The organism is Pseudomonas sp. AOB-7 (genome assembly GCF_003696305.1).
In the GTDB taxonomy this organism is placed as follows: domain Bacteria; phylum Pseudomonadota; class Gammaproteobacteria; order Pseudomonadales; family Pseudomonadaceae; genus Aquipseudomonas.
In genome coordinates, this window is sequence record NZ_RFFK01000005.1 from 109185 (window position 1) to 134260 (window position 25076).

Below are 25076 nucleotides of genomic sequence, written 5' to 3' on the forward strand. Positions count from 1 at the left end.
CTGGGCAAAATTGTCGCCACGATACTCCGACTCCGCACGGCGCGCGCCGGGGGCGGGGAAAAAATTCGCGCTTGCACAAAGTTGCGCTTTTTCTCCCCCGGGGGCTGGCGAGGCGGCAGCGGCGGCGTAGCATGGCGGCATCAGGGGGACGGCGATGGCGCAACTCGATCACTTGCAGGTATTTCAGAGCATGAGCCGCTCGGCCAATGCGCGCCTGCACGCCCTCGCCGAGCTGGGCCACGGCCTGGCGGTGGCGCGCTGGAGCAATGCCCACGACGCCCGCGACTACCTGGCGCCCAGCCATCACACCCTGTCCTGCTACCTCGCCGGCGGCACCGGCACCTTCCGCCGCGAGCGGCCGGGCGCCAAGGGCGCGCCGGACAAGCTGTGCATCCTGCCGGCCGAGCACCAGTCGGCCTGGATCATCAACGGCGAGATCCAGTTGGCCCACCTCTATGTGGACCAGGAGCGCTTCGCCCTCGGCGCGGTCGCCCTGCTCGATCGCGAACCGCGCAGCCTGCAGCTGGAGGAGGCGACCTTTCTCGACGACGCCGCGCAGGCCGCGCGCTTTCGCCGGCTGTGCGCACTCGACTGGCGGGAGCCGGGCGAGCGCCTGCTGGCCAGCAGCCTGGCCCACGAGCTGCTCGACCACACCCTGCTCACCCAGGTCGGCCTGCGCCAGGGCCTGCGCCTGAAGGGCGGCCTGGCCCCTGCCCTGCGCAAACGCCTGCGCGACTTTATCGAGCAGCACCTGGCCGAGCCGCTGCCGCTGGGCCAGCTGGCCGCGCTCTGCGCGCTGTCGGAATACCACTTCGCGCGCATGTTCCAGGCCAGCTTCGGCCTGCCGCCGCACCGCTACGTGCTGGCCCGGCGCCTGGCGCGCGCCTGCCACTTGCTGCGCCAGTCGGCGCTGCCGCTGGGCGAGGTCGCCCTGGCCTGCGGCTTCGCCAGCGCCAGCCACTTCAGCAATCGCTTCCGCCAGGCCCTGGGCGCGACGCCGGGGCAGTACCGCGCCGCCTTCGAGCCCTGAGCCGACTGCACGTCGGCAATCGCCTCGCGGCGTCTGCTAATCGCGCCGCGGCTGTGCGAAAATCTGCGGCTTTGCATTGCCGCGGCCGAGTCATGCGCCTATCACCTGCGTCCCCGGGGTTTCGCTGATGCCCCTGGATATTCACCAGCTGCGCCAGGAAGACTGGCGCTCCGAGTTCGGCGCCGGCGACCTGCGCCGCGGCATCGCCTACGCCGAGGAAAAGCGCAGCAAGCTGCTCAGCCTCAAGGACAACAGCCTGCTGGCCAGCTGCCGCGGCGCGGCCGGGCACACCTACCAGCAGCGCATCACCCTGCACCCCTACGGTCGCCGCTGGAGCGTCACCGGCCACTGCAACTGCCCGGTGGGCTTCAACTGCAAGCACGTGGTCGCCGCCCTGCTCACCCTGGAGGCGCAGCAGCGCGGCGGCGGCGATCTGTCCGAGATAATCGTGGCGACCAAGGAAGTGGCCGAGCAGCGCCTCGAAGGCATCGCCCCGACCCCGCAACTGAGCCTCGGCAGCCAGGTGCGCGTGCATTTCGACGCGCGCAAGGGGCGCATGCAGGAGCAGACCCAGCACCGCGCCGCGCTGGCCTTCGATTACGCCGGGCACCGGGTGTTCGGCAAGCCGGCCAAGGACCTAGTCAAGCGCCTCGATGCCGACACCAACCTGCGCCTGATCCGCGACGCGCAAGCGGAAGCGGCGCTGCGCAAACGCCTGGAAGGCCTCGGCCTGCAGGTGGCGCTACGGCAGAGCGAGGCGCTGCCGGCCGAGGCCGGCGAGCCGTTCGAGCTGGACAGCGAGCGCGACTGGCTGGATTTCGTCCAGCAGCAGCTGCCGCAGCTGCGCGCCGAGGGCTGGCAGATCCACATGCGCCCGGACTTCCAGTACAACCTGGCGGAGGTCGATGACTGGTACGCCGAGGTCGAGGAAGACCCGCAGCAGAACTGGTTCGACCTGGAGCTGGGCATCGAGGTGGAGGGGCAGCGCCTGAGCCTGCTGCCGATCCTGCTCCAGGCCATCCGCCGTACGCCCTGGCTGCTGGCCCCCGAGACGCTGGCCCAGCGCGCCGACGAGGACCGCCTGCTGGTCAGCCTGCCGCAGGGCGGAAAGCGCATCGCCCTGCCCTTCGCCCGCTTGAAGCCGCTGCTGGCCACCCTCGGCGAGCTGTATTTCCGCGACCCCGGCGAGGATGTAGGCCGCCTGCGCCTGGGCCGCGCCGACGCCGCGCGCCTGGCCGAGCTGGCCGCCGGCCCGGCACTCAGTTGGCAGGGCGGCGACGAACTGCGCGGCTTCGCCCAGCGCCTGCAGCAACTGCAGAGCCGCGAGGTGGTCGCGCCCGAGGGCTTGCGCGCCGAGCTGCGGCCCTACCAGCTGCAGGGCCTGAACTGGATGCAGACCCTGGCCGAGCTGCGCGTCGGCGGCGTGCTGGCCGACGACATGGGCCTGGGCAAGACCCTGCAGACCCTGGCGCATATCCTCTGCGAGAAACAGGCCGGGCGCCTGAGCCAGCCGGCGCTGATCGTCATGCCCACCAGCCTGATTCCCAACTGGCAGGACGAGGCCGCGCGCTTCGCCCCCGAGCTGCGCGTGCTGGCCCTGCACGGCGCCAGGCGCCGCGCGCTGTTCGAGGAGATCGAAGCGCACGACCTGATCCTCACTACCTACGCCCTACTGCCGCGCGACCTCAAGGCGCTGAACCGGCATGCCTATCGCCTGCTGATTCTCGACGAGGCGCAGAACATCAAGAACCCGCGCAGCAAGGCGGCCACCGCCGCCGGCCAGGTGCGCGCCGAGCTGCGCCTGTGCCTGACCGGCACGCCGCTGGAAAACCACCTGGGCGAGCTGTGGTCGCTGTTCCACTTCCTCATGCCCGGCTGGCTGGGCGACGCCAAGGCCTTCACCCGCGACTACCGCACGCCGATCGAGAAACGCGGCGACGCCCAGCGCCTGGCCCACCTGGTCGGGCGCATCCGCCCCTTCCTGCTGCGCCGCAACAAGGAACAGGTGGCCCGCGAGCTGCCGCCGAAGACCGAGATCACCCACTGGGTCGAGCTGACCCAGCTGCAGCGCGACCGCTACGAGACCCTGCGCCTGGCCATGGATCAGAAGGTGCGCGCGGAGATCGCCCGCCAGGGCCTGGCGCGCAGCCATATCGTCATCCTCGAGGCGCTGCTGCGCCTGCGCCAGAGCTGCTGCGACCTGCGCCTGCTGGGCGACGGCGCGGCCGAGCTGAGCGCCGCCGACTCGGGCAAGCTCAGCGCCCTGCTGGAGATGCTCGAGGAACTGGTGGACGAGGGTCGCCGGGTGCTGCTGTTCTCCCAGTTCACCTCGATGCTGGCGCTGATCGAGACGGAACTGGCGGCGCGGCAAATCGCCTACGCCAAGCTCACCGGCAGCACCCAGGACCGGCGCACGCCGGTGCAGCGCTTCCAGGCCGGGGAGTTCCCGGTGTTTCTGATCAGCCTCAAGGCCGGCGGCAGCGGCCTCAATCTGACCGCCGCCGACACCGTGATCCACTTCGACCCCTGGTGGAACCCGGCCGCCGAGGCCCAGGCCAGCGACCGCGCCTACCGCATCGGCCAGGACAAGCCGGTGTTCGTCTACAAGCTGATCGCCCGCGGCAGCGTCGAGGAGAAGATCCAGCAGCTGCAGCAGGCCAAGGCCAGTCTGGCCCAGGGCGTGCTGGAGGGCGGCAGCCAGGGCCAGTGGCAGCTGAACGAGGCCGACCTGGCGGCGCTGTTCGCCCCGCTCGACTAGCAGGCCGTTGAAAACCGTAGGCGAGGCAGCCAGTGCTAGGCAAAAACAGGCGAAAAAGCGGAGTTTACGAGCTGTAAATGAGCATTTTGAGCCTGTTTTTAACGCAGCAATGGCAACGCAGGTAGTTTTTCAACAGCCTGCTAAAGGCCCTGGCCCTTGTCGTCGTAGGGTGGATCACGCTTTATCGATCCACCATGGCGCCGGCATAGGTGGATGCAAAGAGCCTGATCCACCCTACGCCTCAATCGGAGGTGTCGTCGCGCTCGGCTTCGGCATCGGCGCGGTTGCGCGCCTTGCCGCGCGCCGCCGGGGCGGCCACCGCCGGGTAGCGGGCCGAGGCATAGCGCACCACCAGAATCGCCAGGGCCAGCAGCAGGATGGCGCCGGACACCATCACCACGCCCCAGTCCGGCTTGTGGTTGTGCGAGATGTCGGAGATCAGCAGGCGGGTCAGCGCGGTGATGGCCACATAGATCATGAAGCGGATCGGCATGTGGTTGGTCTTGAAGTAGATCCCCACCATCGCCGCCAATTCCAGGTAGATGAACAACAGCAGGATGTCGTCCACCGTGATCTGGCCGTTGTCGAGCATGCCGATAAAGGTCATCACCCCGCCCCAGGCGGTGATCGCGCCAATGGCGAACAGCGCCAGGTAGTGGAAGGCCTCCATCAGCAGGTTGCCCAAGGACTCGGCCAGGCCATGCATGCCCGCGCGCAGACGTTCCGCCCAATTCATCCGTACTTCTCCCCCAAGACCCGACATGACGACCCGAGCCACCGAAATGGCGGCTCGCCGGCTTCGTGCATGCAGGAAAAACACCAGCCTCAGGATGATGCCGGCGGACGCGCAAAAGGCACAGGCGCAGATTGCCGCAGGGCGGCTACAGCAGCCAGCCGAGCCCCCCGGCGACCAGCAGCGGCGCGGCGGCCGGCAGCGCCCAGCGCTGACGCCAGGCCAGCAGGGCGACCAGCAGCAAGACGGCGAGCATCAGCTGGCACAGCCACAATAGCGCGCCGATCTCGCCGCCCTGGCGCAGGCTGCACAACCCCAGGGCGAGGCCGCAGCAGGATGCCGCAGCCAGGCGCAGGCCGCGTTGACGCGCGCGTCCCGGCTCGCCGCCGAGCAGCGCTTTGTGGTGACGCGGCATGGCCAGGCACAGGGCGAGCATGCCGAGATAGGCCAGGGCGAAGGCGAGCAACATCACAGCCCCTCCGCGGCCGGCTCGCGCGGCGCGCGCACCGGCCTGGCCTGCGGCTGCGCGCCCAGGCGCCGGGCGCACAGGGCGCAGAGCAGGCCGGCGAGCAGCAGGACGGCGTCGACCCCGGCCAGTGCCCAGTCGCCGCGCGCCAGGCTGGCCAGCAGATGGCCCTGCGGCGCGAGCAGCACCGACAGCAGCGGCAGACCGAGCGCCAGCAGCGCGCCGAGGCGCAGTTGCCGGCGCAGCAGCTGCGTGCTGTGGCGCTGCCACACTGCCCACAATGCCAGCAGCGCCCAGCTGGCGACGAACACCCAGGCCTCGGCGCTGGCCCGCGCCGCGAGGTCGTCCGGCAGCAGCCGATTGCCCCACAGCAGCGTCAGGCTGGCCAGCGGCAGGCCGGCGAACACCGCGCCGTTGAGCGCCCGCACCAGGCCGGTGCCAGGGCCGCCGCGGGCCGCGCGCTTGCTCAGCCAGACCCGGCTGCCGGCCACCAGCATGGCGCAGCCGGCCAAGCCCAGCAGCAGGTAGAGCGCGCGCACCAGGGCGCCGCCGAACTGCGCCATGTGCAGGCCGACCAGCCACAGGTAAGTGCCGTAGCCGGCCGGCGCGCGCTGCACGTGGAGCAACTCGCCGCTGCTCGCGTCGAAGCGGAGGGTGTCGGCCGGGATGGCGATGCGCGAGCGGTCGCCGCGGCGGATCTCCACCACCGCCGCGGCATCGTGCGGGTGATGCACGCTGATCCGCCCCGGCTCGCCGCCCTGCCAGTGAGCGCGCGCCCGTTCGATCAGCGTATCGAGGGAAACCGGCGCCGGTGCCGGGCGCTGCAGCTCCTCGCGGTGATAGCCGCCCATCACCTCGCTGAAGAAGTGCGCGGTGTCGCTCTTGTAGGCCACCTGGGCGCCGGCCGGCATGTAGGAGGCGACGAAGACCGCCACGCCGGTGTAGGCCAGCACCAGGTGGAAGGGCAAGCCGGCGACGCCGAACAGGTTGTGCGCATCCAGCCAGGCGCGCTGGCCGTTGGCGGCCGGGCGCAGGGTGAAGAAATCCTTGAAGATGCGCCGGTGGATGATCACCCCGGAGACCAGCGCCACCAGCATGAACATGCCGGCCAGGCCGACCAGGTAGCGCCCGGCCATGCCGCCGTGCAGCTCGTAGTGCAGCTTGAAGAAGAAGTCGCCACCCTGGGTCTCGGGCAGGGGTTGCAGGCTGTGCGGGGCGAAGGCGCGGCGCTCGATGCGCTCGCTGCCGTCCACTTCCCAGGCCAGCTGCCAGAAGGGCTCGCGCGCGCTCGGCGGCACTATCCAGAAGGCATGCAGCCGGTCCGCGACGTTGGCCTGCAGCCAGCCGCGCAGTTGCTCGGCGCTCAGCGTGACCGCCTGCGGCTGGTGCAGCGCCGGACGCATCCAGCGCTCCAGTTCCTTGTCGAAGCAGGCCACAGTGCCGCTGAACAGGATGACGAACAACAGCCAGCTGGGCAGCAGGCCGCCCCAGGTGTGCAAACCGGCCATGGATTGACGCAGGCTCATGGGCGCGCTCCGAACTCGGCGGGGAGGAAGGCGGCCAGGCACAGCAACAGCGCCAGCCCGAGCGGCAGCGACCAGGCGCGCAGGGCGCTGCGCGCGGCGAACACGTAGATCACCGCGGCGGTCCACACGGCGAAGCACAGCAGGCTGGCGAACACCACGCGGTCGGCGCGCGCCAGCGGCAGGTAGACGGCGAAGAACGCGGTAAAACCGTAGGCCAGGGCATAACCGCCGAACAGTGCGGCCAGTATTCGCGAGGCGATGCTCCAGGGGGGCGGGGAAGGTTGCTTGCTCATGGTCGGCTCGTTGTTCGCTGATCGGGCTGGGGCCGGCGCCCGCATGACGGGCGCCGGCCTGGTGCGCTAGAAGCTGTAGCCCACGGTGCCCACCAGGGTGAACGGATCGGTGCGGGTATTGGTGTAACTGCCGAAGGTCTGCTGCAGGCCGTCGAGGAAGATGCTCGGCGCGCTACCGCGAATCATCGACCAGTCGCCGCGGCTGTCCAGGCCGTAGGTTTCGCCGCGCATACTGGCGGTATAGCGCAGGGCGTCCTGCACGGTCAGCGAACCCAGGTCGCGGATGCGGTCGGCGGTGATCACGCTGACCGACTGCGGCGTCTCCAGCAGCCGCGTATCGGTCTTGGTGCCGGTGGCGCTGCGGCTCGCCACGTAGCCGGCTACCGGACCGTTGGCGCGCTCGGCTTGCGGGGTCGCGACAACGCTCTGCGCCTCGAGCTCGATGGCCTCCTCCGCGGCCAGCACCAGCAGCGGGCTCAGCGCCAGCCCCAGGGTCGCCAGGCGAACCGAGCGGGTCAGGGAACGATGGACAGCAGGGGCAGGCATTGCGGCTCCTTGGGCAAGGTGAGGGCGGTGTAAAACGGCGACATATTAGTGAGAAGTGTTTTTATTTGGAATATCAATTGTAAAAATGACCGGCTCCGCCAACCGGTGTCTGCTCTCGACAGCGGCTGGCCATGGCGGTCGGGATGCGCTCATCATCGCGGGAACAGGTCAAGCCGTTGCCGGCACGCCCAGGAAAGACGAAGCGCGGCCTGAGCAGGCCCAGGGGGCGGTGTGAGAGGGGTTATTGCGGATCCGGTGCGCGCGCCAGGGCGCCCGACTCAGCTGGCGATCAGCGTCAGCGGGCGCTCCTGCGGCCAGGCGCAGCAGTGCTTGCCCGCCTCCTTGGCGCGGTACATGGCGTTATCGGCCGCGGCGATCAGGCGACGGCGCTCTTCGCCATGCTCGGGAAAGCGCGCCAGACCGATGCTGACACCCACCCGCACCGTCGGCTGATCCACCAGCAGCGGCCCGTCGAGCGCCTGGATCAGCCGCTGCGCCAGACGTTCCACCGCCTCGGCATCGCCGGCGGCGATGACGGCGAACTCGTCGCCGCCCAGCCGCGCAAGCAACTCGCCCTCGCGCATCAGGGCCTGCCAGCACGCCACCACCGCCTTCAGCGTGGCGTCGCCGGCGGCATGGCCGAACTGATCGTTGATCGGTTTGAAGCCGTCGAGGTCGAGGTACAGCAACGCAACCTGGCGCTCGCCACGGCGTGCCAGGGCCAGGGCCTGATCCAGGGCCTCGTTGAAGGCGCGACGATTGGGCAGACGGGTCAAGCTGTCGTGCTGCGACTCGAAGGCCAGCCGTTGCACCAACTCGTTGCGCTCGCGCAGGTCGCGGCGCAGGTCGAAAAAGATCAGCGCGAGCAGCCCCAGCATCAGCAGCGCTGCACCGCTGCCGCCCCACAGCGCCAGGCTGGAACGCCAACGCAGGTCGGCACGCTGCTGCTCGAGGGATTCGGCGATACGCCGCTCCAGCTTGCCGATACGCAGGCGCATCTCGTCCATATAGACCTTGCCGCGATCCTCGACCATCAGCGCCCGCGCGGCCAGCAGCCCCTGCTCGCGGCGCAGGCGAATGGTTTCCTCCAGTTCACGGCGCTTGAGCCGGCTGAGCTGCTCGATCACGTTCAGGTCGGTTTCATGACCCAGCAGCGCCGGGTTGGCGCGCAACCGCTGCAGCTGCGGATCGAGCTCGGCGTTGGCGCGCTGATAAGGACGCAGGTAGAGCTCGTTGCCGGTCAACAGGTAACCGCGCTGCCCGGTTTCGGCGTCCTGCAGGTGGGAAAGAGTCAGGGAAAGCTTGTACAAGGCGCTGTGCAAGTTTTCCACTGCCTCGCCGCCCGCCAGGTTGACCCGGCTGCCCCAGATGGCGCCGGCAACCAGCATCAGACTCAGGTAGAGCAACGCCAGAAGGGCAAACAGCTTACGCTCGATACGACCCGCGGTTTGCGGCATGGAACCCCCGTGCAGACTGCACTTGGAGGACGGGGAGAGATAGCCGGCACTATAGCCATGCGCCTGCGCGCCAGCAAGCGACGACCAACGCCCGGGGCCCGTTGAAACGACCGCACCTGATCCTGTACCCATCCTGTACAAGACGCCCCGCGGCCTCCACCCTGATCCACGCGGTTCAACCCGGCTTCGGCCAGACACCGCAGGGGCTGGCACGGGACGCGATGGCGTGCGGTCCGAACGCCGTTGCGATTGCTGCACGGCAGGCTGGCCAAATGGCAGCGAGTTCTTTATGCTCGCCACAACTGTACAAATAACCAGTTAAAAACTGATCGACACGCATGAAGGCAGACGAGGTGATGAATGGCCGTCGAAGTGGTGTACCGCAGCAGCCGCGACCCGGAGCGCTTGTTTATGGATAAGGCCGAAGCCGACCGTCACGACAAGATGCTGGAGCTGGCCGAGCGCCTCAGCCAGGCGCTGCACAAGGCGGTGCCGTCGCTGAGTGAGGAACAGGGCGAGGAGCTGGGCATCTTCATGGCGAAGAACCGCGAGATCTTCGCCAAGGCCTTCAAGAGCCAGCCCGATGCCCTCGACGAGCTCGACGACAACGCCGCCAGCGAGTGACGCTCTCCCCCTGGCCCCGCCGCCCACCTGGGTGGCGGGGCTTTTTTCATGGCTAGGCATCAAGGGGTTGGAGTAGAACAGGCAGGGCCGTCCAGGCCGCTGGCGGCATGCACCGGGAAATCCGGCAAGCTCGTTATGGTTTGTCGCGTTCCGTGGCCCCGGATGGCCTCAGCGGCGCTCAGCTGTCGGTACGCGGCGTCGCCGACGATGAATCGCCATCCCTGGCAGCACCGCTCGCCCGATACTGCGCCGCGGCAAACTCCAGCCAGTTCGGCAGATCGCGCCGGCGAATACCCTCGCGCTGCGCGCGGGTCAGCTGCTCGAGCATGTACTGGCGCATCGGCCCATCGCCTGCGGCCAACGACAGCGCCAGGTCGCGGTCGCCCCACTGACGGATGCGGCGAAACAGCCACCAATGGAAATACAACCCGGCGGCCGTGGTGACGACGATGATGAAGTAGTCCATGGCATGTCTCCTCGCCCGCCACGCTAATCCAGCCCCCTGCTGGCGCCAAGTGCGGCATTGCCGCAGGGCCGTGGACTAGGCTCTGTGCGAGGAGTCAGGCCATGATCCAGTGCAAACGGGTGTATCTCGATGCCGGCGCAGACGATGGCCGCCGCGTGCTGGTCGACCGTCTGTGGCCGCGCGGCCTGGCCAAGGATCGGCTGCCACTCGATGCCTGGCTGCCGCAGGTGGCGCCCTCCACCGCGCTGCGCAAGGCCTTCGGCCATAAGGCCGGCGCCTTCGAAGACTTTCGTCGTGCCTATCTGCAGGAGCTGGCCGGCCATCCCGAACACTGGCAAGCGCTGCTGCACTGGGCCGCCAGCGGCCGCCTGACCCTGCTCTATGCCGCGCGCGACGAGGCGCACAACAACGCGCGGGTGTTGGCGGATTTTCTCGAAGAGGCGCTGGAGCGCCAGGGCTCGCCCAGTTCGCCGGTCTGTTACCAGGGCGAGTTCGGCAGCGGTTGACCGACGCCCGGTGCCGAGCTAGCCTGCAGCCTTTCCCGTCATACCGAAGCCTATTTCGATGACTTCCCTTACGCGCAATCTCCCTGCCGCCAACGCCGCCTCGCGCAGCGCTGTGGCTCTGCTTTGCGCGCCTCCACCTGTCTGCCGCGCCGGCACCCCTCCTCCCCCGCCGGCCAGCGTCTAAGCGGGCCATCCCCGCGACCATTGCGCTCCGTTTGTCATCGGTCTGACCGAGGCGCGTCTGCGCGCACGGGGCTTATGCGGATTTTTCGACAGGTGCTTCACCATGCGTTTCGATACCACCTCACTGGCCGCTTGCGGCTCGACGGCACTGTTCGTGCTGCTCTGGTCCGGCGGTGCGATCTTCGCCCGCCTGGGTCTTGATCACGCCTCGCCCTTCGCCTTTCTCATCCTGCGCTTCGCCCTCGCCTGCCTGGCGCTGGCGCTGATCGCCGCCTACTCGGGCACCTGGCTGCCCGAACGCGGCCTGCGCTGGCCCACGGCCAGGGCCGGGCTGCTGATGATCGGCGGCTACAGCCTGTGCTACCTGCTGGCGCTGGACAGCGGCATCACCCCCGGTGTGCTCGCCACCCTGCTCGGCGTGCAGCCGATCCTCACCCTGATGCTGCTGGAGCGGCGCGCCTCGCCGTTGCGCCTGGCCGGTCTGCTGCTGGCCCTGCTCGGCCTGGCGCTGATCGTCGGCGACAGCCTGCTGCACGCCTCGCTGCCGCTGGCCGGCGTGCTGCTGGCGCTCGCCGCGCTGGTCTGCATCACGCTCGGCGCCATCGCGCAGAAGGGTCTGAACCAGGCGCCCATGCGCGCCCTGCCGCTGCAGTACGGCCTGTGCCTGCTGGCCAGCCTGGCGCTGCTGCCAACCCAGGAATGGCGGGTGCAGTTCGATGCCGGACTGCTGCTGCCGCTGCTGTGGATGGGCCTGGTGATCTCGGTGGGCGCGCAGCTGTTGCTGTACCGGCTGATCCGCGCCGGCAACCTGGTCAACGTCACCAGCCTGTTCTACCTGGTGCCGCTGGTCACCGCCCTGCTCGACTACCTGCTGCTGGGCAACCTGCTGTCGCCCAGCGCCATGGCCGGCATGGCGGCGATCCTGCTGGGCCTGGCGCTGGTGTTTCGCTTCGCCCCGCAAGGCCGGTAGCTCCCGGCCCGGCGTCACGCCGGGCCATCACTCCGGCTGCTGCAGCGCCTCGACCAGCGCCTTGAGAAAGCGCGCCGCCTCGCCGCCGGTGACGGCGCGGTGGTCGAAGGTCAGCGACAGCGGCAGGATCGGGTGCACCACCACCTGGCCATCGACCGCCACCGGCTCGTCGCGGATGCCGCCGGCGCCGATGATCGCCACCTGCGGCGGCACCACCACGGGGTTGGCGTAGCGGCCGAACAGGGTGCCGAAGTTGGACAGGGTCAGGGTCGCGCCCATCATCTCCTGCGGCGGGATGGAACGTGCGCGCACGTCGGCGCGCAGGCGTGCCACGCCCTCTTTCAGATCCTCGGCGCTGCGCGCGCCGACGTTGCGCAGCACCGGCACGAACAGACCGTCGGGGGTGTCCACTGCTATCCCTAAGTCAAGCTGGGCATGGCGCTTGATCGACAGGTTCTTGCCGTCGAACCAGCTGTTGAGCACCGGCTCCGCCTCACAGGCCACGGCGATGGCCTGGGCGATGCGTACCAGCGGGTCGCGCGCCTCGCGCCAGCGGTGCAGGTCGGCGTCGCCGACTATCACCACCGGCACCACCTCGGCATGCGCGCGGGCCATGTTCAGCGCCATGCTGCGGCGTACGCCGCGCAGTTTCTCGCCGCCGAAGCGCTCGCGCGCGCCCTGGCTGGCGCCCTCGACATCGGCGCGGGTGATCAGGCCGTCGGCGCCGCTGCCCTGCACGGTGCCTAGGTCGACGCCGAGCTGACGCGCCAGCTGCCGTACCGCCGGGGTCGCCCGCGGCGCCAGGTGCTCGCGGGTGCTCGGCGCAGCGCCGACGAAGAAGTTGTCCGCGCCCGCCTCGCCACCGCCTTCCAGACGCCCGACCACGGTACCGGCGTCGGCCTCGCCCTCGTAGGCGGCCAGCGGCTCGCCGACATGCAGGAGGTCGCCTTCCTTGCCGAAGGTCTTTACCAGCACCCCGTCATAGGGCGCGGGGATGTCGACTATGGCCTTGGCGGTTTCCACCGACACCAGCAACTGGTCGGCCTTGACCGTGTCGCCGGCCTTGACGTGCCACTCGACGATCTCGGCTTCCTGCAGGCCCTCGCCCAGGTCGGGCAGTTTGAAATATTTCATCGTGCGTTCTCCCGTCGATTCGCTGGCCCGTCTTCAGGCGTACTCCAGCACCGTCTCGCAGGCGGCGAGGATGTCCTCGACGCCGGGGATGTACAGCTGCTCCAGGCGATACAGCGGCGGCGGAATGTCCGGCGCGGTGACCCGCTGGATCGGCGCCTGCAGATCGAGCAGCGCACGCTCGTACAGGCTGGCGGCGATTTCCGCGCCGACCGCGCAGCTCTTCGGCGCCTCGTGGACGATCACGCAGCGCCCGGTCTTGCGCACCGAGGCCTCCAGGGTGTCGAGGTCCAGCGGCTTGACGCAGGCGACGTCGATCACCTCCGCCTCGACGCCGCGCTCGGCCAGCCGATCGGCGGCCTGCAGCGTCTCGTGCACGCTCGCACCCCAGCTGACCAGGGTCAGGTCGCCGCCCTCGCGCAGGGTGAAGCAGCTGTCCAGCGGCAAGCGTCTGCCGTCGTCGGCCAGCGGCTGCGGGTTCATCCGGTACAGCCGGGTGGGTTCGAGAAACACCACCGGATCCGGGTCGTCGATGGCCGCCAGCAGCAGGCCGTAGGCGCGCGCCGGCGACGAGGGGATGACCACACGTAGGCCGGGGATATGCGCCAGCAGCGCTTCGGTGCTCTCGCTGTGGTGCTCGGGGGCGCGGATGCCGGCGCCCATCGGCGTGCGCAGCACCAGCGGGCAGCTGAGGCGACCGCGGGTGCGGTTGCGCAGGCGGCTGGCGTGGCAGATCAGGTGATCCAGGGCCGGGTAGATAAACCCCATGAACTGGATCTCCAGCACCGGCTTGAGCCCCTGCGCCGCCATGCCGACGCCGAGCCCGGCGATCATGGTCTCGGCCAGCGGCGTGTCGATCACCCGCTTGAAGCCGAACGCCTCGCGCAGCCCGGCGGTGGCGCGGAACACCCCGCCGTTGACGCCGATGTCCTCGCCCAGCAGCACCACGTTGTCGTCCTCGGCCATGGCCCGGTGCAGGGCCAGGTTGACCGCTTCCAGCAGGCTGACCTTCTTTTCGCTCATGGCTGGCTTCTCACTCATGGTCCACCTCCCGCCGCGCGGCGCGCTCGCGCAGCCATTCGCGCTGCTCGGCCAGGGCCTGCGGCCATTGGCCGTAGACATGCTCGAGCGCCGCCTCGGCCGGCGGCATGGGCGTCGCCTCGAAGGCCTCCACCGCGCGCTGCACCTCGGCCTGGCACTCGCCGACCAGGGCCTGCTCGCGCTGCGCATTCCACACGCCCTGGCTGACCAGAAAGGCCTGCAGGCGCGCCACCGGCTCCTCGCGCCAGGCCTGCTTGACCTCTTCGGCCGGGCGGTAGCGCGTCGCGTCGTCGGCGGTGGTGTGGTCGCCCAGGCGGTAGCTGAGGCACTCGATCAGGGTCGGCCCCTTGCCCTGGCGCGCCCGCTCCAGCGCCGCCTGCACCCGGTCGTACACCGCCAGCACGTCGTTGCCGTCGACCTGCTCGCCGGGGAAGCCGGCGCCGATCGCCTTCTGCGCCAGGGTCGGCGCGCCGCACTGGATGCGCCGCGGCACCGAGATGGCCCACTGGTTGTTGTTGACCACGAACACCACCGGCAGCTGCCAGGCGCCGGCGACGTTGAGCGCCTCGAGAAAATCGCCCTTGCTGGTGGCGCCGTCGCCGCAGGTGGTGACGGCGACGCGGTGCTGGCCGCGGATCTTGAACGCGCTGGCCACGCCGCAGGCGTGCAGGGCCTGGGTGGCGATCGGCACGCAGAGCGGGAAGTCCTCAGCCACCGCCGGGTCGACATAGGCACTGCCGCGCTCGTCGCCGCCCCAGTAGAGCAGGATCTCCTCCATGCGCACGCCGCGCATCACCTGCACCGCGGTGTCGCGGTAGTAAGGCACCAGCACGTCGTCGGCGCGCATGGTCGCGCCGATGGCCACGCCTATGGCCTCCTGGCCGATGGTCGGCGCGTAGGTGCCGATGCGCCCGGTACGCTGCAGGGCCACCGCCTTCTGGTCGAACAGGCGGGTCAGCAACATCTGCCGGTACAGGCGGATCAGCAGTTCGAAGTCGTCGCTCCAGGCCGGCAGCTCGGCGCAGGGCTTGCCGTCGGCGGCGAGGTAGCGGGTATGCGGCAGTTTCGGCTGTTCGGACATGGCAGTCTCCTCGGCATCTTGTGGACACCTTGCTGGCCCCGGGCTGGTGGCCTGGGGCCGGATGCGCCACCACGCGGGTGGGCGTGGCGCGCGCAGCGGGCCCTCAGGGCCCGTACAACAAGCGTTCGGCCAGGCGGTCGGCGACCCGCGCCGGGGAGCGCTTGTCGGCCTGGGCATGGGCGTAGATCTCGGTCAGACGCAGACTGATCTGCGCCAGATGGGCGGTGATCGCCGCCAGCTCCTCGCCGCGATGGCGCAGCGCCACGTAGATCAGCCCACCGGCGTTGAGCACGTAGTCCGGCGCGTAGAGGATGCCGCGTGCCTCCAGCTCGTCGGCGATCTCCGGGTTGGCCAGCTGGTTGTTGGCCGCCCCGGCCACCGCCGCGCAGCGCAGCTGGCCGACGGTCTGGCCGTTGAGCACGCCGCCCAGGCCGCAGGGCGCGAGGATGTCGCAGGGGGTGGTGAGCAGCGCCTCGCTGGCCACCGGATGGGCGCCGAGCTGCTCTACCGCCAGCTGCACCCGACCGGGGTCGAGGTCGCTGACCAGCAGCTCGGCGCCGGCCGCATGCAGTTCCTCGGCCAGGGCGAAGCCGACGTTGCCGAGGCCCTGGATGGCAATGCGCAGGCCCTCCAGATCGTCGCTGCCAAGGCGCGCCTGGGCGGTGGCGCGAATCCCGGCGAACACCCCCAGCGCCGTGTGCGGCGAGGGATCGCCCTCGCTGGTGGTGCTGGTGGCATGGCGAGTGTGCTGGGCGATGCAGTCCATGTCGACGCTGGAGGTGCCGCTGTCCATGGCGGTGATATAGCGCCCGTTCAGCGTCTCGATAACCCGGCCGAAAGCCTCGAACAGCGCCGCGCGGTTGGCCACGTGGGGCGGACGGATGATCACCGCCTTGCCACCGCCGTGGGCGATGCCGGCCAGGGCGGCCTTGTAGCTCATGCCCTGGGCCAGGCGAATGGCGTCGCGGATGGCGCTCTGTTCGTCGGGATAGGCCAGGTAGCGGCAGCCGCCGAGGGCCGGGCCGAGACGAGTGTTGTGGATGGCGATGACGGCCTTGAGGCCAGTGGCCGGATCCTGCGCCAGGTGCAGGGCCTCGAGGCGGGCGGCTTCCATCATGCTGAACATGGGCGAGCTCCCGGTCTGACTTTAGGCCTCAGTATAGGTGGCTGGGCGGAGACTGGACGCGGATCGGCCGAAGGGCTACAAGAGCAGGAGTCACCGGAGAAAGCGATGAGCCCACGCCAAGCCTGCCTACTGTGCCTGGAGCGCGATCCGCCCGAACCGTTCGAGGCGGCGCTGTGGGTCGCCGCCGAACACGATGGGCAAGTGCAGCCGACGCAGGTGCTCGGCGAACTGCACGGCCTGCAGCTGCAGGTCAGCGCCGGACTGCCCGCCCTGCCGGCGCGCGAACTGGCCCAGCCGCTGTTGCGCCGGCTCGCCGAATTGGACTACCAGGAAGACGACGAAGGCGTCACCCGCCCCCGCCATGCGCTGCTCCACGAGGTGCTACGGCGGCGCCGCGGACAACCGCTGCTGCTGGCGCTGATCGCTCTGGAGCTGGCTCGGCGCCTGGACATCCCCCTGCAGGGGGTGAACTTCCCCGGACATTTCCTGTTGCGCGTGCCCGGCGCCGATCACCTGCTCGACCCCTGCGGCGGTCGCCGCCTGTATACCCGCGACTGCCGCGAACTGCTCTACCGCCAGCTCGGCCCGGACGCCGCGCTCAGCGCCGCGCATCTGCACAGCGCCGACGCTCGCGCCATGCTGCAGCGCCTGTCGCGCAACCTGCGCCTGTTGCATCTTCAGCATGACGACGACCTGGCCGCGCTCAAGGACGCCGAACGGGTGCTGCAGATAGGTCCCGCGAGCATGGTCGACCATCTGGCGCGCGCCGACATCTACCGCAATCTGGCTTGTCCACAGGGCGAGCGCTACGACCTCGAACGCGCCCTGCTGTTGTGCGACGACGCCGCCCTGCGCCTGCAGCTGAGCCAGCGCCTGCGCACGCTGGACGTTGCGCCGGCGCTGCATTGAGCGGCCCCTGAGCGGCGAGCCGCGCAGGGTTCTGCAGGGCCCTTTACGATCTTTCGACCGGCCCGTGTAACTGGATACTTCCCGTCTACACTTTCGCTTGTTCGGCCTTCTGCCAACGCAGCGAACACCACGAACGCACGAATGACTCCACGAAGGGAAATAGCATGCAAAGACTCCTTGGTTCGTCGCTGTTGGCGGCCATTCTGAGCGCTACCGGTTGTAGCAGCACCCTGGTGGCCCCCGAGCAATATTCGGGTTTCTTGCAGGACTACAGTCGCCTGAGCGAGCAGCAATCACCGTCTGGCGTCAAAGTGGCGCGCTGGGTTGACCCGGATCTGCAGATCGCCCGCTACAACCAGCTCTTTCTGGAACCCAGCCAGTTCTACCCGCAGCCACAACCCAGCGCCCGCCTGTCCCAGGAGACCCTGCACGCCATCACTCGCTACTTCGACACCGCGCTGCGCCGCGAGCTGAGCAAGGTCATGCCGCTCACCGACTCGCCCACGGCCGGCACCCTGGTGCTGCGCCCGGCCATCACCGCGGTCTCGGCCTCCACCGAAGGCCTCAAGCCCTACGAAGTCATTCCCATCGCCCTGGTGGTGGCAGCCGCCAGCACAGCGGCCGGCACCCGCGACCAGCAGGTGGAGATCGCCGCCGAGGCCGCGGTCATCGACGCGCAGAACAGCCGCGTCGTCGCCCAGGTGGTGCGCAAGGGCAGCGGCCTGGACCTGGAGAACGACGAGCAGGTGATCAGCCTCGACAACGTCAAGCCGGTGATCGATGTCTGGGCCAACGACATGCGCCAGTCCGTCGAGCAGCTCAAGGCCAAGCGTTGAGAACCGCTCTGCCGGCACCGCTGCGGATCGTCCGAGCGGTGCCGCACGCAGAACAGTCGCATTAGGGAGGCAACATGCTGGATTACTTTGCCTTGGGCGTACTGATCTTCGCCGCCATAGTGCTGTTCTACGGCGTCATCGCGGTGCACGACATTCCCTACGAGATCGCCGTGCATCGCAACCATCCGCACCAGGATGCCATCCACGTGGCGGGCTGGGTCAGCCTGTTCACCCTGCACGTGCTCTGGCCCTTCCTGTGGATCTGGGCGACGCTCTACCGCGAGGATCGCGGCTGGGGCTTCGCCACCACGGCCAAGGAGGATACGGCACGCCTGCAGCAGCTGGAACAACAGGTGGCGGAGCTCAAGGCCCGAGTGGACTCACTGGAACGGCCGGCCGCAGAAGAACGGATCGAGGCGAGGGACTGAATCATGGATCTGCTGCTGATTCTCACCTACACCGCCATCTGCGTCGCCATCTTCAAGATCTTCAAGATCCCGCTGAACAAGTGGACGGTGCCCACCGCGGTACTGGGCGGCATCGTGCTGATCGGCACGCTGATTTTCCTGATGAACTACAACCACCCCTATTCCGAGGTCTCGCGCAGCTACTTCGTCAGCACCCCCATAGTGCCGGCGGTGAGCGGCCAGGTGATCGAGGTGCCGGTGCGCGGCAACCAGCTGCTGGAAGAGGGCGACGTGATCTTCCGCATCGACCCCACCCCCTTCGAGAACCGCGTGCGCTCGATCAAGGCCCAGTTGGTCTCGGCCAAGGGCGACCAGTTCCGCGCCAGCGAGCTGGTCAAGCGCAACCTGGGCAACCGCCGTGATCTGGATATCACCACGGCGCGCGTGGACGATCTGCAGGCGCAGCTCAATATCGCCCAGTTCGAGCTGGACAACACGGTGGTGCGGGCGCCGTCGCGCGGCTACGTGACCCAGGTGGTGCTGCGCCCCGGCGTCTATGCGGTGAAGATGCCGCTGCGGCCGTCGGCGATCTTCATTCCCCACGAGGAATATTTCTACGTGGCCTGGATGCGCCAGAACAGCCAGCTGCGCCTGACCCTGGGTGACTCCGCCGAGATCGCCCTCGACGGCCTGCCCGGCCAGGTGTTCCAGGCGCGGGTCAAGCAGGTGCAACCGGTGATCGCCGAAGGCCAGGTGCAGCCGGGCGGCCACCTGATCGGCGTCACCGGCGCCATGCCGGCCGGACGGGTGCCGGTGTTGCTGGAAATCATCGACCCGGCCTTCGAACCCTACAAGGAGCTGATACCGGGCGGCGCCTATGGTCAGGCGGCGCTCTACTCCGAGCACTTCCCCCATGTGGCGATCCTGCGCAAGGTGCTCCTGCGCATGGCCGCCTGGATGAACTACATCTTCCCGTTCCACTGACGCCCGCAACCCGGCGGCGCCTGGCACAGGCGCCGCGTCATGACACAGAGGAGTCCATCATGTTCGAACCCGGTCACCTCAACCGCAAGAAACAACCCGGCATGCCGGGCGTCCCCGATTACGATATCGACGTCTACTACGAGGTGCGCCACGACCCCAAGGAGGGCGTGCTGCTGCACTTCAGGCTGTCCGGCCAGGTCGCCGGCCAAAGCGTTGCCGAGGAGTTCGACATGCACCGCGACACCGCCTTCAACTTCGCCAGCCGCCTGGCCAAGGCCGCGGTGAAGCTGGGGCTGCCGCCCAATGCCAGCCCGATCATGCGCAGCCATGGCGAGTACGACGCGATGTTCGCGGACATCCGCAAGAAGCTCAACGTCAACCCCGGTGACCCGGTGGACTTCGACCACCTGGACAAGGACGGATTCTGACCCTTTAACCAGCGCTCGTTTCCCTCCACCCACGCACAGCGCGAGGACCGGAACATGGCCGATGCCAGCAAGAAGATGGGCCTGATCGGCCTGACCACCCTGGTGGCGGTCAACATGATGGGCTCCGGCATCATCATGCTGCCCTCGAGCATGGCCCAGCTCGGCGCGGTATCGCTGCTGTCCTGGGTGGTCACGGCGGTCGGCTCCATGGCCATCGCCTACGGCTTCGCCCAGTGCGGCATCTACTGCCCGCGTCCCGGCGGCATGTCGGCCTACAGCGAGGAAGCCCACGGCAAGTCCGCGTTCTTCCTCTGCTCCTACCTGTACTTCCTGTCGCTGGTGATCGGCAACGTGGCCATCGGCATTTCCGCGGTCGGTTACCTCACGCCCTTCTTCCCCTGGCTGGGCAGCAGCGCCGGCGCCCTGGTGCTCGGCACCATCGGCCTGATCTGGCTGACTATCCTGGCCAACCTCGGCGGCCCCAGCCTCACCGGACGCCTCGGCGCGGTGACCGTCTGGGGGGTGATCATCCCGGTGGCCGGCCTCGGCCTGATCGGCTGGTTCTGGTTCCAGCCCAGCCTGTTCATCGAGGCCTGGAATCCCAACGACCTGAAAGTGGGCGACGCCATCGCACAGAGCATCCCGCTGACCCTCTGGGCCTTCCTCGGCATGGAGTCGGCGGCGCAGAACTCCGACGCGGTGGACAATCCCAAGCGCAACGTACCGCTGGCCTGCCTGCTCGGCACCCTCGGCGCCGCCGTGGTCTACGTGCTGTCGACCAGTGTGATCCAGGGCATAGTCCCCAACCCGGAACTGGCCAACTCCAGCGCCCCCTTCGCCCTGGTCTACGCGCGGATGTTCAACGACGGCGTCGGCAACGTCATCATGGCCCTGGCGGTGATGGCCTGCCTCGGCTCCCTGCTCGGCTGGCAGTTCACCCTGGCGCAGACGGCCAAGGTCACCGCCGAACAGGGCATGTTCCCCAAACTCTTCACTCGGGTCAGCTCGCGCGATGCGCCGCTGCTGGGCCTGCTGTTCTGCGGCGTGCTGCAAAGCCTGATCGCCCTGTCGACCATCTCGCCCAACGCCAGCGCCCAGTTCAACAAGCTGGTGGGCCTGGCCGCGGTGACCAACATCATCCCCTACGTCACCTCGCTGACCGGCCTGCTGGTGATCATGCACAAGGCCCAGGTGACACCCCAGGTATTTCGCCGCAACAGCCTGATCCTGCTGGTGGCCATGCTCTACTGCTTCTACGCCCTGTACGCCTCGGGCCTGGATGCGGTGTTCGGCGCGGCACTGGTGATGGTGGTCGGCTACCTGCTGTTCGGCGCCATCGCCAAGCGCTTCGTCGGCGCCCTCGACAGCCTTGGCCGGCCCTAGGAGACTCGGCATGTCTATTCCCTACCTGGTCCGGCTGCTACTGCTCTGTGCCTGGTTGCCGGCCATCGCCAGCGCCGCCACCCTGGAGCGCATCCACGACAGCGGCCAGCTGGTGCTGGGCTTCGTGCCCGGCAACCCGCCCTTCTCCGACGGCGACGCCCAGCAGGCCGACGGCTATGCCATCGAGCTGTGCCGCCGCGTCGCCAGTCAGGTGCAAGAGCAACTGGCCATGCCCGCGCTACGCCTGCGCTATCAACCGCTGACCACCACGGACATGCTCGACGCGGTGGCCGCCGGGCGCGTCGATATCCTCTGCGCGCCCGTGGTGGAGAGCCTGGAGCGGCGCCGCCAGGTCAGCTTCTCGCTGCCGATCTTCACTGCCGGCCTGGGCGTGGTGGTGCGTCAGGACGCACCGGCGACGCTGCTGCTGCCACTCAAGGGCGAGGCGGCGCACAGCGGCCCGACCTGGCGCGCCACCATCAACCGCGGGCTGAGCCGCCACCGCTTCGCCGTGCTCAAGGGCACGATCAGCGTCGACTGGGCGCGCACGCGCATTCGCCAGCTCGGCCTGCAATCCGAGCTGGTCGAGGTCGACAGCAATCGGGAGGGGGTCGAGCAGGTCGTCAGCCGCCGGGTCGACGCCTTCTTCGCCGACCGCCTGGTGCTGCTCAACTACCAGGCCCAGCATCCGCAAGGCGCACAGCTGTGGGTGCCGGAGCGCCTGTTCGAAGTGGAAGCGGTGGCCATGCCGCTGGCCCGCGACGACGAGGACTTCCGCCTGCTGGTGGATACCGCGCTCAGCCGGCTGAACCGCTCCAGCGATGGCGAGGCGCTCTACCGCCGGTTCTTCGGCGAGCTCAGCGAGCAGAGTCGGCTGATGTTGCGGCTCAACTCGCGGCCCTGAGCCCGCGCTCAGGCCGAGGCGGCCAGGCTGTGGAAACTGAAGTAATAACGCAGGGCGTCGACCATCTCGACGTAGTCGGCCGGCGGCGCCACCAGGGCGAAGCCGGAGTCGTAGCTGCCGGGGGTGACGTCCTCACGGCACCACTGGCAGGTGGCGGAGAAGTCGACGAAGTGCTGGCCGTGCTGGCCGGGGATCTTCAGACGCATGTCGAAGCGCGCACCCACCAGCATCGGCAGCTGGCTGATCAGCATCAGGCCGTCCAGTGAGACATTGCCGATGGAGCCCATCGGCTTGTCGGTGATGCGGTTGAACACCTTCAGGTAGTAGGGCAACTGATGGCGTTCGATTCGACGTTGGCTGCGCATGCTGGCGAATCGCTACAAGGGGCTTTGAGTATGGCCCCGAAGCCGCCGCTTAACCAGCCTCAGCCACAGCGCTCGGCGATGCGCGTGCGCAGCTGGCGACGAGCGGTGTCGGTCTCTTCATCACTGTAATAAATGCGCTCGCCGTTGGCGTCCGTGCGGTAGTAGCTGAAGCCTTCCGGAATCTGCGCCAGGCGCCGGCGCAGGTCGCGGCACTCGGCGGCGCGCGCCTCGCGCTGTTCGGCCGCCGCGGCGGCGGCCTGCTGCTGCTCCTCGCGGCGGGCATCGAAGAAGCGCTGGCTGCGCGCCTCGCGCTCGCGGGTGTGTTCGTCGCGTTCGACCACCTGGGGCTTGACCTCCACCGGCTCGGCCCCGGCGCCCGGACGCTGGCCGAAATGCACGCGGCCCTGGGCATCGGTCCAGCGATAGATTTCCGCTGCGGCCAGGGCCGGCAGCAACAGGGCGACAAGCAGCAGGCTGCGCATGCTGATCCTCCGTGAACAGGTGGCCCAGCTTAAACCGCCGCGCAGCCGGCGCAAATGACTGATGATCGGCTCACAATGGCGCCGGCGTAGCCTTGGCCGGCTCCGCCGGATTGTGGTGGCCGAGCTGCTCCAGGGTCTGCAGGCGCGCGCGGGCGCGGTAGGCGTACTCGCTGGTCGGGTAGCGGCTGATGATGAACTGGTAGGTCTGCGCCGCGTCGACGAACAGGTTCTCGCGCTCCAGGCACTGGCCGCGCAGCAGCGAGATTTCCGGCTGCAGGTAGCCGCGCGAACGGCTCTTGCGTTCGGCCTTCGACAGCTCCAGGGCGACGCAGGCGCAGTCGCCATCCTCGTAGGCGCGATAGGCGTTGTTCAGGTGATGGTCGAGCGACCAACGGGTGCAGCCCGTGGCGACCAGCGCCAGGGTCAGGATGATCAGGGTTCGCATGGGCAATTCCTCCGCTGAGCAGTGTATCGACTGGCGCCGGGAAAACTGAACCGCCGCAAACCTCCGATGGGTTGTGCCGCGCCCGCCTTGGCGCTGGGCGGGCGGCTGACTAGACTGCGGCGCATCGGCCGACTCCGGCCAAGGAGCCCGCATGCCGCGCACTCGCCTGATCCCATTTATCGCCCTCGCCGCCCTGCTGAGCGCCTGTGCCCCCACGACGCCGCTGTTTATCGCCCAGGTCACCACCAACGAGGTGGTCGAGTACAAGGCGCTGAAGACCAAGCGCATGACCGCCGCCATCGAAGAGGAAGGCGACCTGCTCACCTACAGCGCCATGGCCATCCGCGACGCCCACAGCGACAAGGCCGAGGCCCTGTACCTGGACGGCTACCGCGACCGCCAGCTGAGCGGCGAGGTGCGCGCCATCGCCCTGTACCAGATCGGCCTGATCTACATGAACCGCTTCAACGAGCAGCGCGACGACGCCAAGGCGCTCAACTACTTCTACCGGGTGCTCAACGAGTTCCCCGCCAGCCGGGCCGCCGGCCGCGCCGAGCAACGCATCACGCTGATCCGCCAGCGCAGCCAGGAGCCGCTGCACAAGACCTCGCGCGAGCTGCTGGCGCACTGGCAGCCGAGCCAGAACCTCGACCTGTACCAGAGCAGCCTCGACCCGGACATGACCCTGCTGTCGCGCCGTGCCGTGCTCAAGGGCCGCGTCGCCGAGGCCGAGGAGCTCTACCTGCTGGGCCTGGCCGACCCGCACGTGCCGGCCGGGATCAAGGAAAAGGCGCTGTACCAGCTGGCGCTGATGCACATGGCGGCGGACAACCCCGACGCCGACCGCGCCAAGGCCATCGCCTACCTGCGCCGCTTGCTGGTGCAGTACCCGGACGGCGAGCTCAACGCCAAGGCCGCCCGCCACCTGGACATGGTGCTGAATCCGGCCGTGCGCTGAGCGGCGCCCGCCCTTCGTTCACCTCCTGGGACTAAGCTGACCCATATCAAGGCAGGCGCCAGCAAAGCGCGCTGCAATGCTCGGGTCACCCTCGCGAGGTACAGACCATGAAACTGCAACGACTGCTGGTGGTCATCGACCCCAACCGCGACAGCCAGCCGGCGCTGCAACGCGCCGCCTGGCTGGCCCGGCACAACCCGGCGCAACTGCACCTGCTGCTGGTGGACTATCACGCCGGCCTCGACGGCCGCCTGTTCGACAGTGCGATCCAGGCCAAAGGCCGCGCCGCGCTGCTGGAGCAGCACGGCCAATGGCTGGAGCAACGCATCGCGCCGCTGCGCAGCGGCGGTCTCGAGGTGCAGGTGGACATCCGCTGGGGCAAACGCCTGGACAAGGAGGTGCTGGCCAAGGTCGCCGAACTGCAGCCGGACCTGGTGCTCAAGTCCGCCGCGCACAATAGCCTGCTGCGTCGCCTGTTGTTGACCGACAGCTGCTGGCAGCTGATCCGCCATTGCCCGGTGCCGCTGTGGCTGGTGCACCACGCCGAGTGGCAGGGGCGCAGCCTGTGCGCCGCCCTCGATCCGCTGCACAGCGCCGACAAGCCGGCGGCCCTGGATCACCAGCTGATCCGCACGGCCATGGAGCTGAGCCAGCGCTTCGCCCTGCAGGCCCACTACCTGCACTGCCACGCGCCGCTGCCGCGCACCCTGGTGTTCGACGCGGCGATGGTCGCCGACTACGACAACTATGTGCGCGACAACGCGAAAAGCCACCGCGAGGCCTTCGAGCAACTGCTCGGCCAATACCCCATTGCCCTGCCCGATACCCACCTGCTGGAAGGTTTCACCGAGGAAGTGCTGCCGCGTTTCGTGCGCGAGCACAATATTGACCTGCTGCTGATGGGCGCCATCGCCCGCGGCCAACTCGACACCGCCCTGATCGGCCACACCGCGGAGCGGGTGCTGGAGGCCGTGGAGTGCGACCTGCTGGTGCTCAAGGCGGATTCGTCACGTAGTGCAACGGAACAATGACTACAGC

Annotated in this window: 28 protein-coding genes; 14 read left to right on the forward strand and 14 right to left on the reverse strand. The window is 68.7% G+C overall.

Going from position 1 to position 25076, the window contains the following annotated elements; translation table 11 throughout:
• The first annotated feature begins 154 nt into the window (after positions 1-154).
• Together EA796_RS11535 and EA796_RS11540 are read left to right on the forward strand one after the other, a co-directional pair.
• A complete protein-coding gene (locus EA796_RS11535; RefSeq protein WP_122108716.1) occupies positions 155-1030 on the forward strand; it encodes a helix-turn-helix domain-containing protein in 876 nt (291 codons plus the stop codon).
• 127 nt (positions 1031-1157) lie between these two features.
• Positions 1158-3788, forward strand: coding sequence for a DEAD/DEAH box helicase (locus EA796_RS11540; protein WP_122108717.1), 2631 nt, complete (start codon positions 1158-1160; stop codon positions 3786-3788).
• A 241-nt stretch (positions 3789-4029) separates the two neighbouring features.
• Here EA796_RS11540 and EA796_RS11545 read toward each other — a convergent pair whose 3' ends face one another.
• From EA796_RS11545 to EA796_RS11570, 6 genes are all read right to left on the reverse strand, one after another.
• Complete coding sequence (locus tag EA796_RS11545; RefSeq protein WP_021444933.1) at positions 4030-4524, reverse strand: phosphate-starvation-inducible protein PsiE; 495 nt, start codon at positions 4522-4524, stop codon at positions 4030-4032.
• A gap of 145 nt (positions 4525-4669) precedes the next feature.
• A complete protein-coding gene (locus EA796_RS11550; protein ID WP_122108718.1) occupies positions 4670-4993 on the reverse strand; it encodes a DUF3325 domain-containing protein in 324 nt (107 codons plus the stop codon).
• Positions 4990-6513 (reverse strand): PepSY domain-containing protein, encoded by a 1524-nt coding sequence (locus EA796_RS11555; protein WP_122108719.1) that lies wholly within the window; start codon positions 6511-6513, stop codon positions 4990-4992. Before EA796_RS11555 ends, EA796_RS11550 begins: the two co-directional genes overlap by 4 nt.
• Positions 6510-6806, reverse strand: a complete 297-nt coding sequence (locus tag EA796_RS11560) for a DUF3649 domain-containing protein (protein WP_122108720.1) — start codon at positions 6804-6806, stop codon at positions 6510-6512. Before EA796_RS11560 ends, EA796_RS11555 begins: the two co-directional genes overlap by 4 nt.
• A gap of 66 nt (positions 6807-6872) precedes the next feature.
• Positions 6873-7352: a TonB-dependent receptor plug domain-containing protein gene (locus tag EA796_RS11565; protein ID WP_021443556.1), complete on the reverse strand. Its 480-nt coding sequence runs from the start codon at positions 7350-7352 to the stop codon at positions 6873-6875.
• A gap of 278 nt (positions 7353-7630) precedes the next feature.
• The gene (locus tag EA796_RS11570; RefSeq protein WP_021443555.1) at positions 7631-8809 is read right to left on the reverse strand and encodes a diguanylate cyclase domain-containing protein; all 1179 of its coding nucleotides are present in this window, start codon (positions 8807-8809) and stop codon (positions 7631-7633) included.
• A gap of 360 nt (positions 8810-9169) precedes the next feature.
• On the opposite strand from EA796_RS11570, the gene EA796_RS11575 reads away from it, so the two are divergent.
• Complete coding sequence (locus tag EA796_RS11575) at positions 9170-9433, forward strand: YebG family protein (protein ID WP_122108721.1); 264 nt, start codon at positions 9170-9172, stop codon at positions 9431-9433.
• 178 nt (positions 9434-9611) lie between these two features.
• Here the strand turns inward: EA796_RS11575 and EA796_RS11580 are convergent, their stop codons facing one another.
• A complete protein-coding gene (locus EA796_RS11580; RefSeq protein WP_122108722.1) occupies positions 9612-9899 on the reverse strand; it encodes a hypothetical protein in 288 nt (95 codons plus the stop codon).
• A 101-nt stretch (positions 9900-10000) separates the two neighbouring features.
• Between EA796_RS11580 and EA796_RS11585 the strand changes: the two genes are divergently transcribed.
• Both EA796_RS11585 and EA796_RS11590 read left to right on the forward strand, forming a co-directional pair.
• Entirely contained in the window at positions 10001-10405 is a 405-nt protein-coding gene (locus tag EA796_RS11585) for a DUF488 domain-containing protein (RefSeq protein WP_122108723.1), read from the forward strand.
• Between the two features lie 286 nt (positions 10406-10691).
• Complete coding sequence (locus tag EA796_RS11590) at positions 10692-11558, forward strand: DMT family transporter (protein WP_122108724.1); 867 nt, start codon at positions 10692-10694, stop codon at positions 11556-11558.
• Positions 11559-11585: 27 nt separating this feature from the next.
• Here the strand turns inward: EA796_RS11590 and EA796_RS11595 are convergent, their stop codons facing one another.
• From EA796_RS11595 to EA796_RS11610, 4 genes are all read right to left on the reverse strand, one after another.
• Positions 11586-12692: a dihydrolipoamide acetyltransferase family protein gene (locus EA796_RS11595; protein ID WP_122108725.1), complete on the reverse strand. Its 1107-nt coding sequence runs from the start codon at positions 12690-12692 to the stop codon at positions 11586-11588.
• A gap of 33 nt (positions 12693-12725) precedes the next feature.
• Positions 12726-13712 (reverse strand): alpha-ketoacid dehydrogenase subunit beta, encoded by a 987-nt coding sequence (locus EA796_RS11600; RefSeq protein ID WP_122108726.1) that lies wholly within the window; start codon positions 13710-13712, stop codon positions 12726-12728.
• A 10-nt stretch (positions 13713-13722) separates the two neighbouring features.
• Positions 13723-14811, reverse strand: a complete 1089-nt coding sequence (pdhA, locus tag EA796_RS11605) for a pyruvate dehydrogenase (acetyl-transferring) E1 component subunit alpha (RefSeq protein ID WP_122108727.1) — start codon at positions 14809-14811, stop codon at positions 13723-13725.
• 103 nt (positions 14812-14914) lie between these two features.
• Positions 14915-15937, reverse strand: coding sequence for a Glu/Leu/Phe/Val dehydrogenase dimerization domain-containing protein (locus tag EA796_RS11610; RefSeq protein ID WP_122108728.1), 1023 nt, complete (start codon positions 15935-15937; stop codon positions 14915-14917).
• A 105-nt stretch (positions 15938-16042) separates the two neighbouring features.
• Between EA796_RS11610 and EA796_RS11615 the strand changes: the two genes are divergently transcribed.
• The 7 genes from EA796_RS11615 to EA796_RS11645 all read left to right on the forward strand — a co-directional run bounded on the left by EA796_RS11615 (position 16043) and on the right by EA796_RS11645 (position 21788).
• Positions 16043-16846: a SirB1 family protein gene (locus tag EA796_RS11615; protein WP_122108729.1), complete on the forward strand. Its 804-nt coding sequence runs from the start codon at positions 16043-16045 to the stop codon at positions 16844-16846.
• Between the two features lie 164 nt (positions 16847-17010).
• Positions 17011-17682 (forward strand): DUF3313 domain-containing protein, encoded by a 672-nt coding sequence (locus tag EA796_RS11620; protein WP_031302739.1) that lies wholly within the window; start codon positions 17011-17013, stop codon positions 17680-17682.
• A 74-nt stretch (positions 17683-17756) separates the two neighbouring features.
• The gene (locus EA796_RS11625; protein ID WP_122108730.1) at positions 17757-18110 is read left to right on the forward strand and encodes a DUF3302 domain-containing protein; all 354 of its coding nucleotides are present in this window, start codon (positions 17757-17759) and stop codon (positions 18108-18110) included.
• A gap of 3 nt (positions 18111-18113) precedes the next feature.
• Positions 18114-19073 (forward strand): HlyD family secretion protein, encoded by a 960-nt coding sequence (locus EA796_RS11630; RefSeq protein WP_021442477.1) that lies wholly within the window; start codon positions 18114-18116, stop codon positions 19071-19073.
• Between the two features lie 59 nt (positions 19074-19132).
• Positions 19133-19501 (forward strand): DUF5064 family protein, encoded by a 369-nt coding sequence (locus EA796_RS11635; protein WP_122108731.1) that lies wholly within the window; start codon positions 19133-19135, stop codon positions 19499-19501.
• Positions 19502-19555: 54 nt separating this feature from the next.
• Positions 19556-20884 carry a putrescine-ornithine antiporter gene (potE, locus tag EA796_RS11640; RefSeq protein WP_122108732.1) on the forward strand — a complete coding sequence of 443 codons (1329 nt, stop codon included), beginning with the start codon at positions 19556-19558 and terminating at the stop codon, positions 20882-20884.
• Between the two features lie 10 nt (positions 20885-20894).
• Complete coding sequence (locus tag EA796_RS11645; RefSeq protein ID WP_021442480.1) at positions 20895-21788, forward strand: amino acid ABC transporter substrate-binding protein; 894 nt, start codon at positions 20895-20897, stop codon at positions 21786-21788.
• Positions 21789-21796: 8 nt separating this feature from the next.
• Here the strand turns inward: EA796_RS11645 and EA796_RS11650 are convergent, their stop codons facing one another.
• From EA796_RS11650 to EA796_RS11660, 3 genes are all read right to left on the reverse strand, one after another.
• Entirely contained in the window at positions 21797-22153 is a 357-nt protein-coding gene (locus EA796_RS11650) for a PilZ domain-containing protein (protein ID WP_021442481.1), read from the reverse strand.
• Between the two features lie 59 nt (positions 22154-22212).
• Positions 22213-22635, reverse strand: a complete 423-nt coding sequence (locus EA796_RS11655; protein WP_122108733.1) for a DUF4124 domain-containing protein — start codon at positions 22633-22635, stop codon at positions 22213-22215.
• Positions 22636-22705: 70 nt separating this feature from the next.
• On the reverse strand, positions 22706-23080 hold the full coding sequence (locus EA796_RS11660) for a tol-pal system YbgF family protein (RefSeq protein WP_021442408.1): 375 nt from the start codon (positions 23078-23080) through the stop codon (positions 22706-22708).
• 151 nt (positions 23081-23231) lie between these two features.
• On the opposite strand from EA796_RS11660, the gene EA796_RS11665 reads away from it, so the two are divergent.
• Both EA796_RS11665 and EA796_RS11670 read left to right on the forward strand, forming a co-directional pair.
• Complete coding sequence (locus tag EA796_RS11665) at positions 23232-24038, forward strand: tetratricopeptide repeat protein (protein WP_122108734.1); 807 nt, start codon at positions 23232-23234, stop codon at positions 24036-24038.
• A gap of 107 nt (positions 24039-24145) precedes the next feature.
• Positions 24146-25069, forward strand: a complete 924-nt coding sequence (locus EA796_RS11670) for a universal stress protein (RefSeq protein ID WP_021442406.1) — start codon at positions 24146-24148, stop codon at positions 25067-25069.
• Positions 25070-25076: the final 7 nt, after the last annotated feature.

What these genes read in the sequence shown, in the direction of transcription:
- EA796_RS11645 (WP_021442480.1), top strand. Translation starts at nt 20,895, where the DNA reads ATGTCTATTCCCTACCTGGTCCGGCTGCTACTGCTCTGTGCCTGGTTG.
- EA796_RS11655 (WP_122108733.1), bottom strand. Translation starts at nt 22,635, where the DNA reads ATGCGCAGCCTGCTGCTTGTCGCCCTGTTGCTGCCGGCCCTGGCCGCA.
- EA796_RS11575 (WP_122108721.1), top strand. Translation starts at nt 9,170, where the DNA reads ATGGCCGTCGAAGTGGTGTACCGCAGCAGCCGCGACCCGGAGCGCTTG.
- EA796_RS11625 (WP_122108730.1), top strand. Translation starts at nt 17,757, where the DNA reads ATGCTGGATTACTTTGCCTTGGGCGTACTGATCTTCGCCGCCATAGTG.
- EA796_RS11670 (WP_021442406.1), top strand. Translation starts at nt 24,146, where the DNA reads ATGAAACTGCAACGACTGCTGGTGGTCATCGACCCCAACCGCGACAGC.
- EA796_RS11635 (WP_122108731.1), top strand. Translation starts at nt 19,133, where the DNA reads ATGTTCGAACCCGGTCACCTCAACCGCAAGAAACAACCCGGCATGCCG.
- EA796_RS11580 (WP_122108722.1), bottom strand. Translation starts at nt 9,899, where the DNA reads ATGGACTACTTCATCATCGTCGTCACCACGGCCGCCGGGTTGTATTTC.
- EA796_RS11660 (WP_021442408.1), bottom strand. Translation starts at nt 23,080, where the DNA reads ATGCGAACCCTGATCATCCTGACCCTGGCGCTGGTCGCCACGGGCTGC.
- EA796_RS11585 (WP_122108723.1), top strand. Translation starts at nt 10,001, where the DNA reads ATGATCCAGTGCAAACGGGTGTATCTCGATGCCGGCGCAGACGATGGC.
- EA796_RS11540 (WP_122108717.1), top strand. Translation starts at nt 1,158, where the DNA reads ATGCCCCTGGATATTCACCAGCTGCGCCAGGAAGACTGGCGCTCCGAG.
- potE (WP_122108732.1), top strand. Translation starts at nt 19,556, where the DNA reads ATGGCCGATGCCAGCAAGAAGATGGGCCTGATCGGCCTGACCACCCTG.
- EA796_RS11610 (WP_122108728.1), bottom strand. Translation starts at nt 15,937, where the DNA reads ATGTTCAGCATGATGGAAGCCGCCCGCCTCGAGGCCCTGCACCTGGCG.
- EA796_RS11570 (WP_021443555.1), bottom strand. Translation starts at nt 8,809, where the DNA reads ATGCCGCAAACCGCGGGTCGTATCGAGCGTAAGCTGTTTGCCCTTCTG.
- EA796_RS11615 (WP_122108729.1), top strand. Translation starts at nt 16,043, where the DNA reads ATGAGCCCACGCCAAGCCTGCCTACTGTGCCTGGAGCGCGATCCGCCC.
- EA796_RS11590 (WP_122108724.1), top strand. Translation starts at nt 10,692, where the DNA reads ATGCGTTTCGATACCACCTCACTGGCCGCTTGCGGCTCGACGGCACTG.
- EA796_RS11560 (WP_122108720.1), bottom strand. Translation starts at nt 6,806, where the DNA reads ATGAGCAAGCAACCTTCCCCGCCCCCCTGGAGCATCGCCTCGCGAATA.
- pdhA (WP_122108727.1), bottom strand. Translation starts at nt 14,811, where the DNA reads ATGTCCGAACAGCCGAAACTGCCGCATACCCGCTACCTCGCCGCCGAC.
- EA796_RS11555 (WP_122108719.1), bottom strand. Translation starts at nt 6,513, where the DNA reads ATGAGCCTGCGTCAATCCATGGCCGGTTTGCACACCTGGGGCGGCCTG.
- EA796_RS11665 (WP_122108734.1), top strand. Translation starts at nt 23,232, where the DNA reads ATGCCGCGCACTCGCCTGATCCCATTTATCGCCCTCGCCGCCCTGCTG.
- EA796_RS11595 (WP_122108725.1), bottom strand. Translation starts at nt 12,692, where the DNA reads ATGAAATATTTCAAACTGCCCGACCTGGGCGAGGGCCTGCAGGAAGCC.
- EA796_RS11650 (WP_021442481.1), bottom strand. Translation starts at nt 22,153, where the DNA reads ATGCGCAGCCAACGTCGAATCGAACGCCATCAGTTGCCCTACTACCTG.
- EA796_RS11545 (WP_021444933.1), bottom strand. Translation starts at nt 4,524, where the DNA reads ATGAATTGGGCGGAACGTCTGCGCGCGGGCATGCATGGCCTGGCCGAG.
- EA796_RS11535 (WP_122108716.1), top strand. Translation starts at nt 155, where the DNA reads ATGGCGCAACTCGATCACTTGCAGGTATTTCAGAGCATGAGCCGCTCG.
- EA796_RS11630 (WP_021442477.1), top strand. Translation starts at nt 18,114, where the DNA reads ATGGATCTGCTGCTGATTCTCACCTACACCGCCATCTGCGTCGCCATC.
- EA796_RS11620 (WP_031302739.1), top strand. Translation starts at nt 17,011, where the DNA reads ATGCAAAGACTCCTTGGTTCGTCGCTGTTGGCGGCCATTCTGAGCGCT.
- EA796_RS11600 (WP_122108726.1), bottom strand. Translation starts at nt 13,712, where the DNA reads ATGAGCGAAAAGAAGGTCAGCCTGCTGGAAGCGGTCAACCTGGCCCTG.
- EA796_RS11565 (WP_021443556.1), bottom strand. Translation starts at nt 7,352, where the DNA reads ATGCCTGCCCCTGCTGTCCATCGTTCCCTGACCCGCTCGGTTCGCCTG.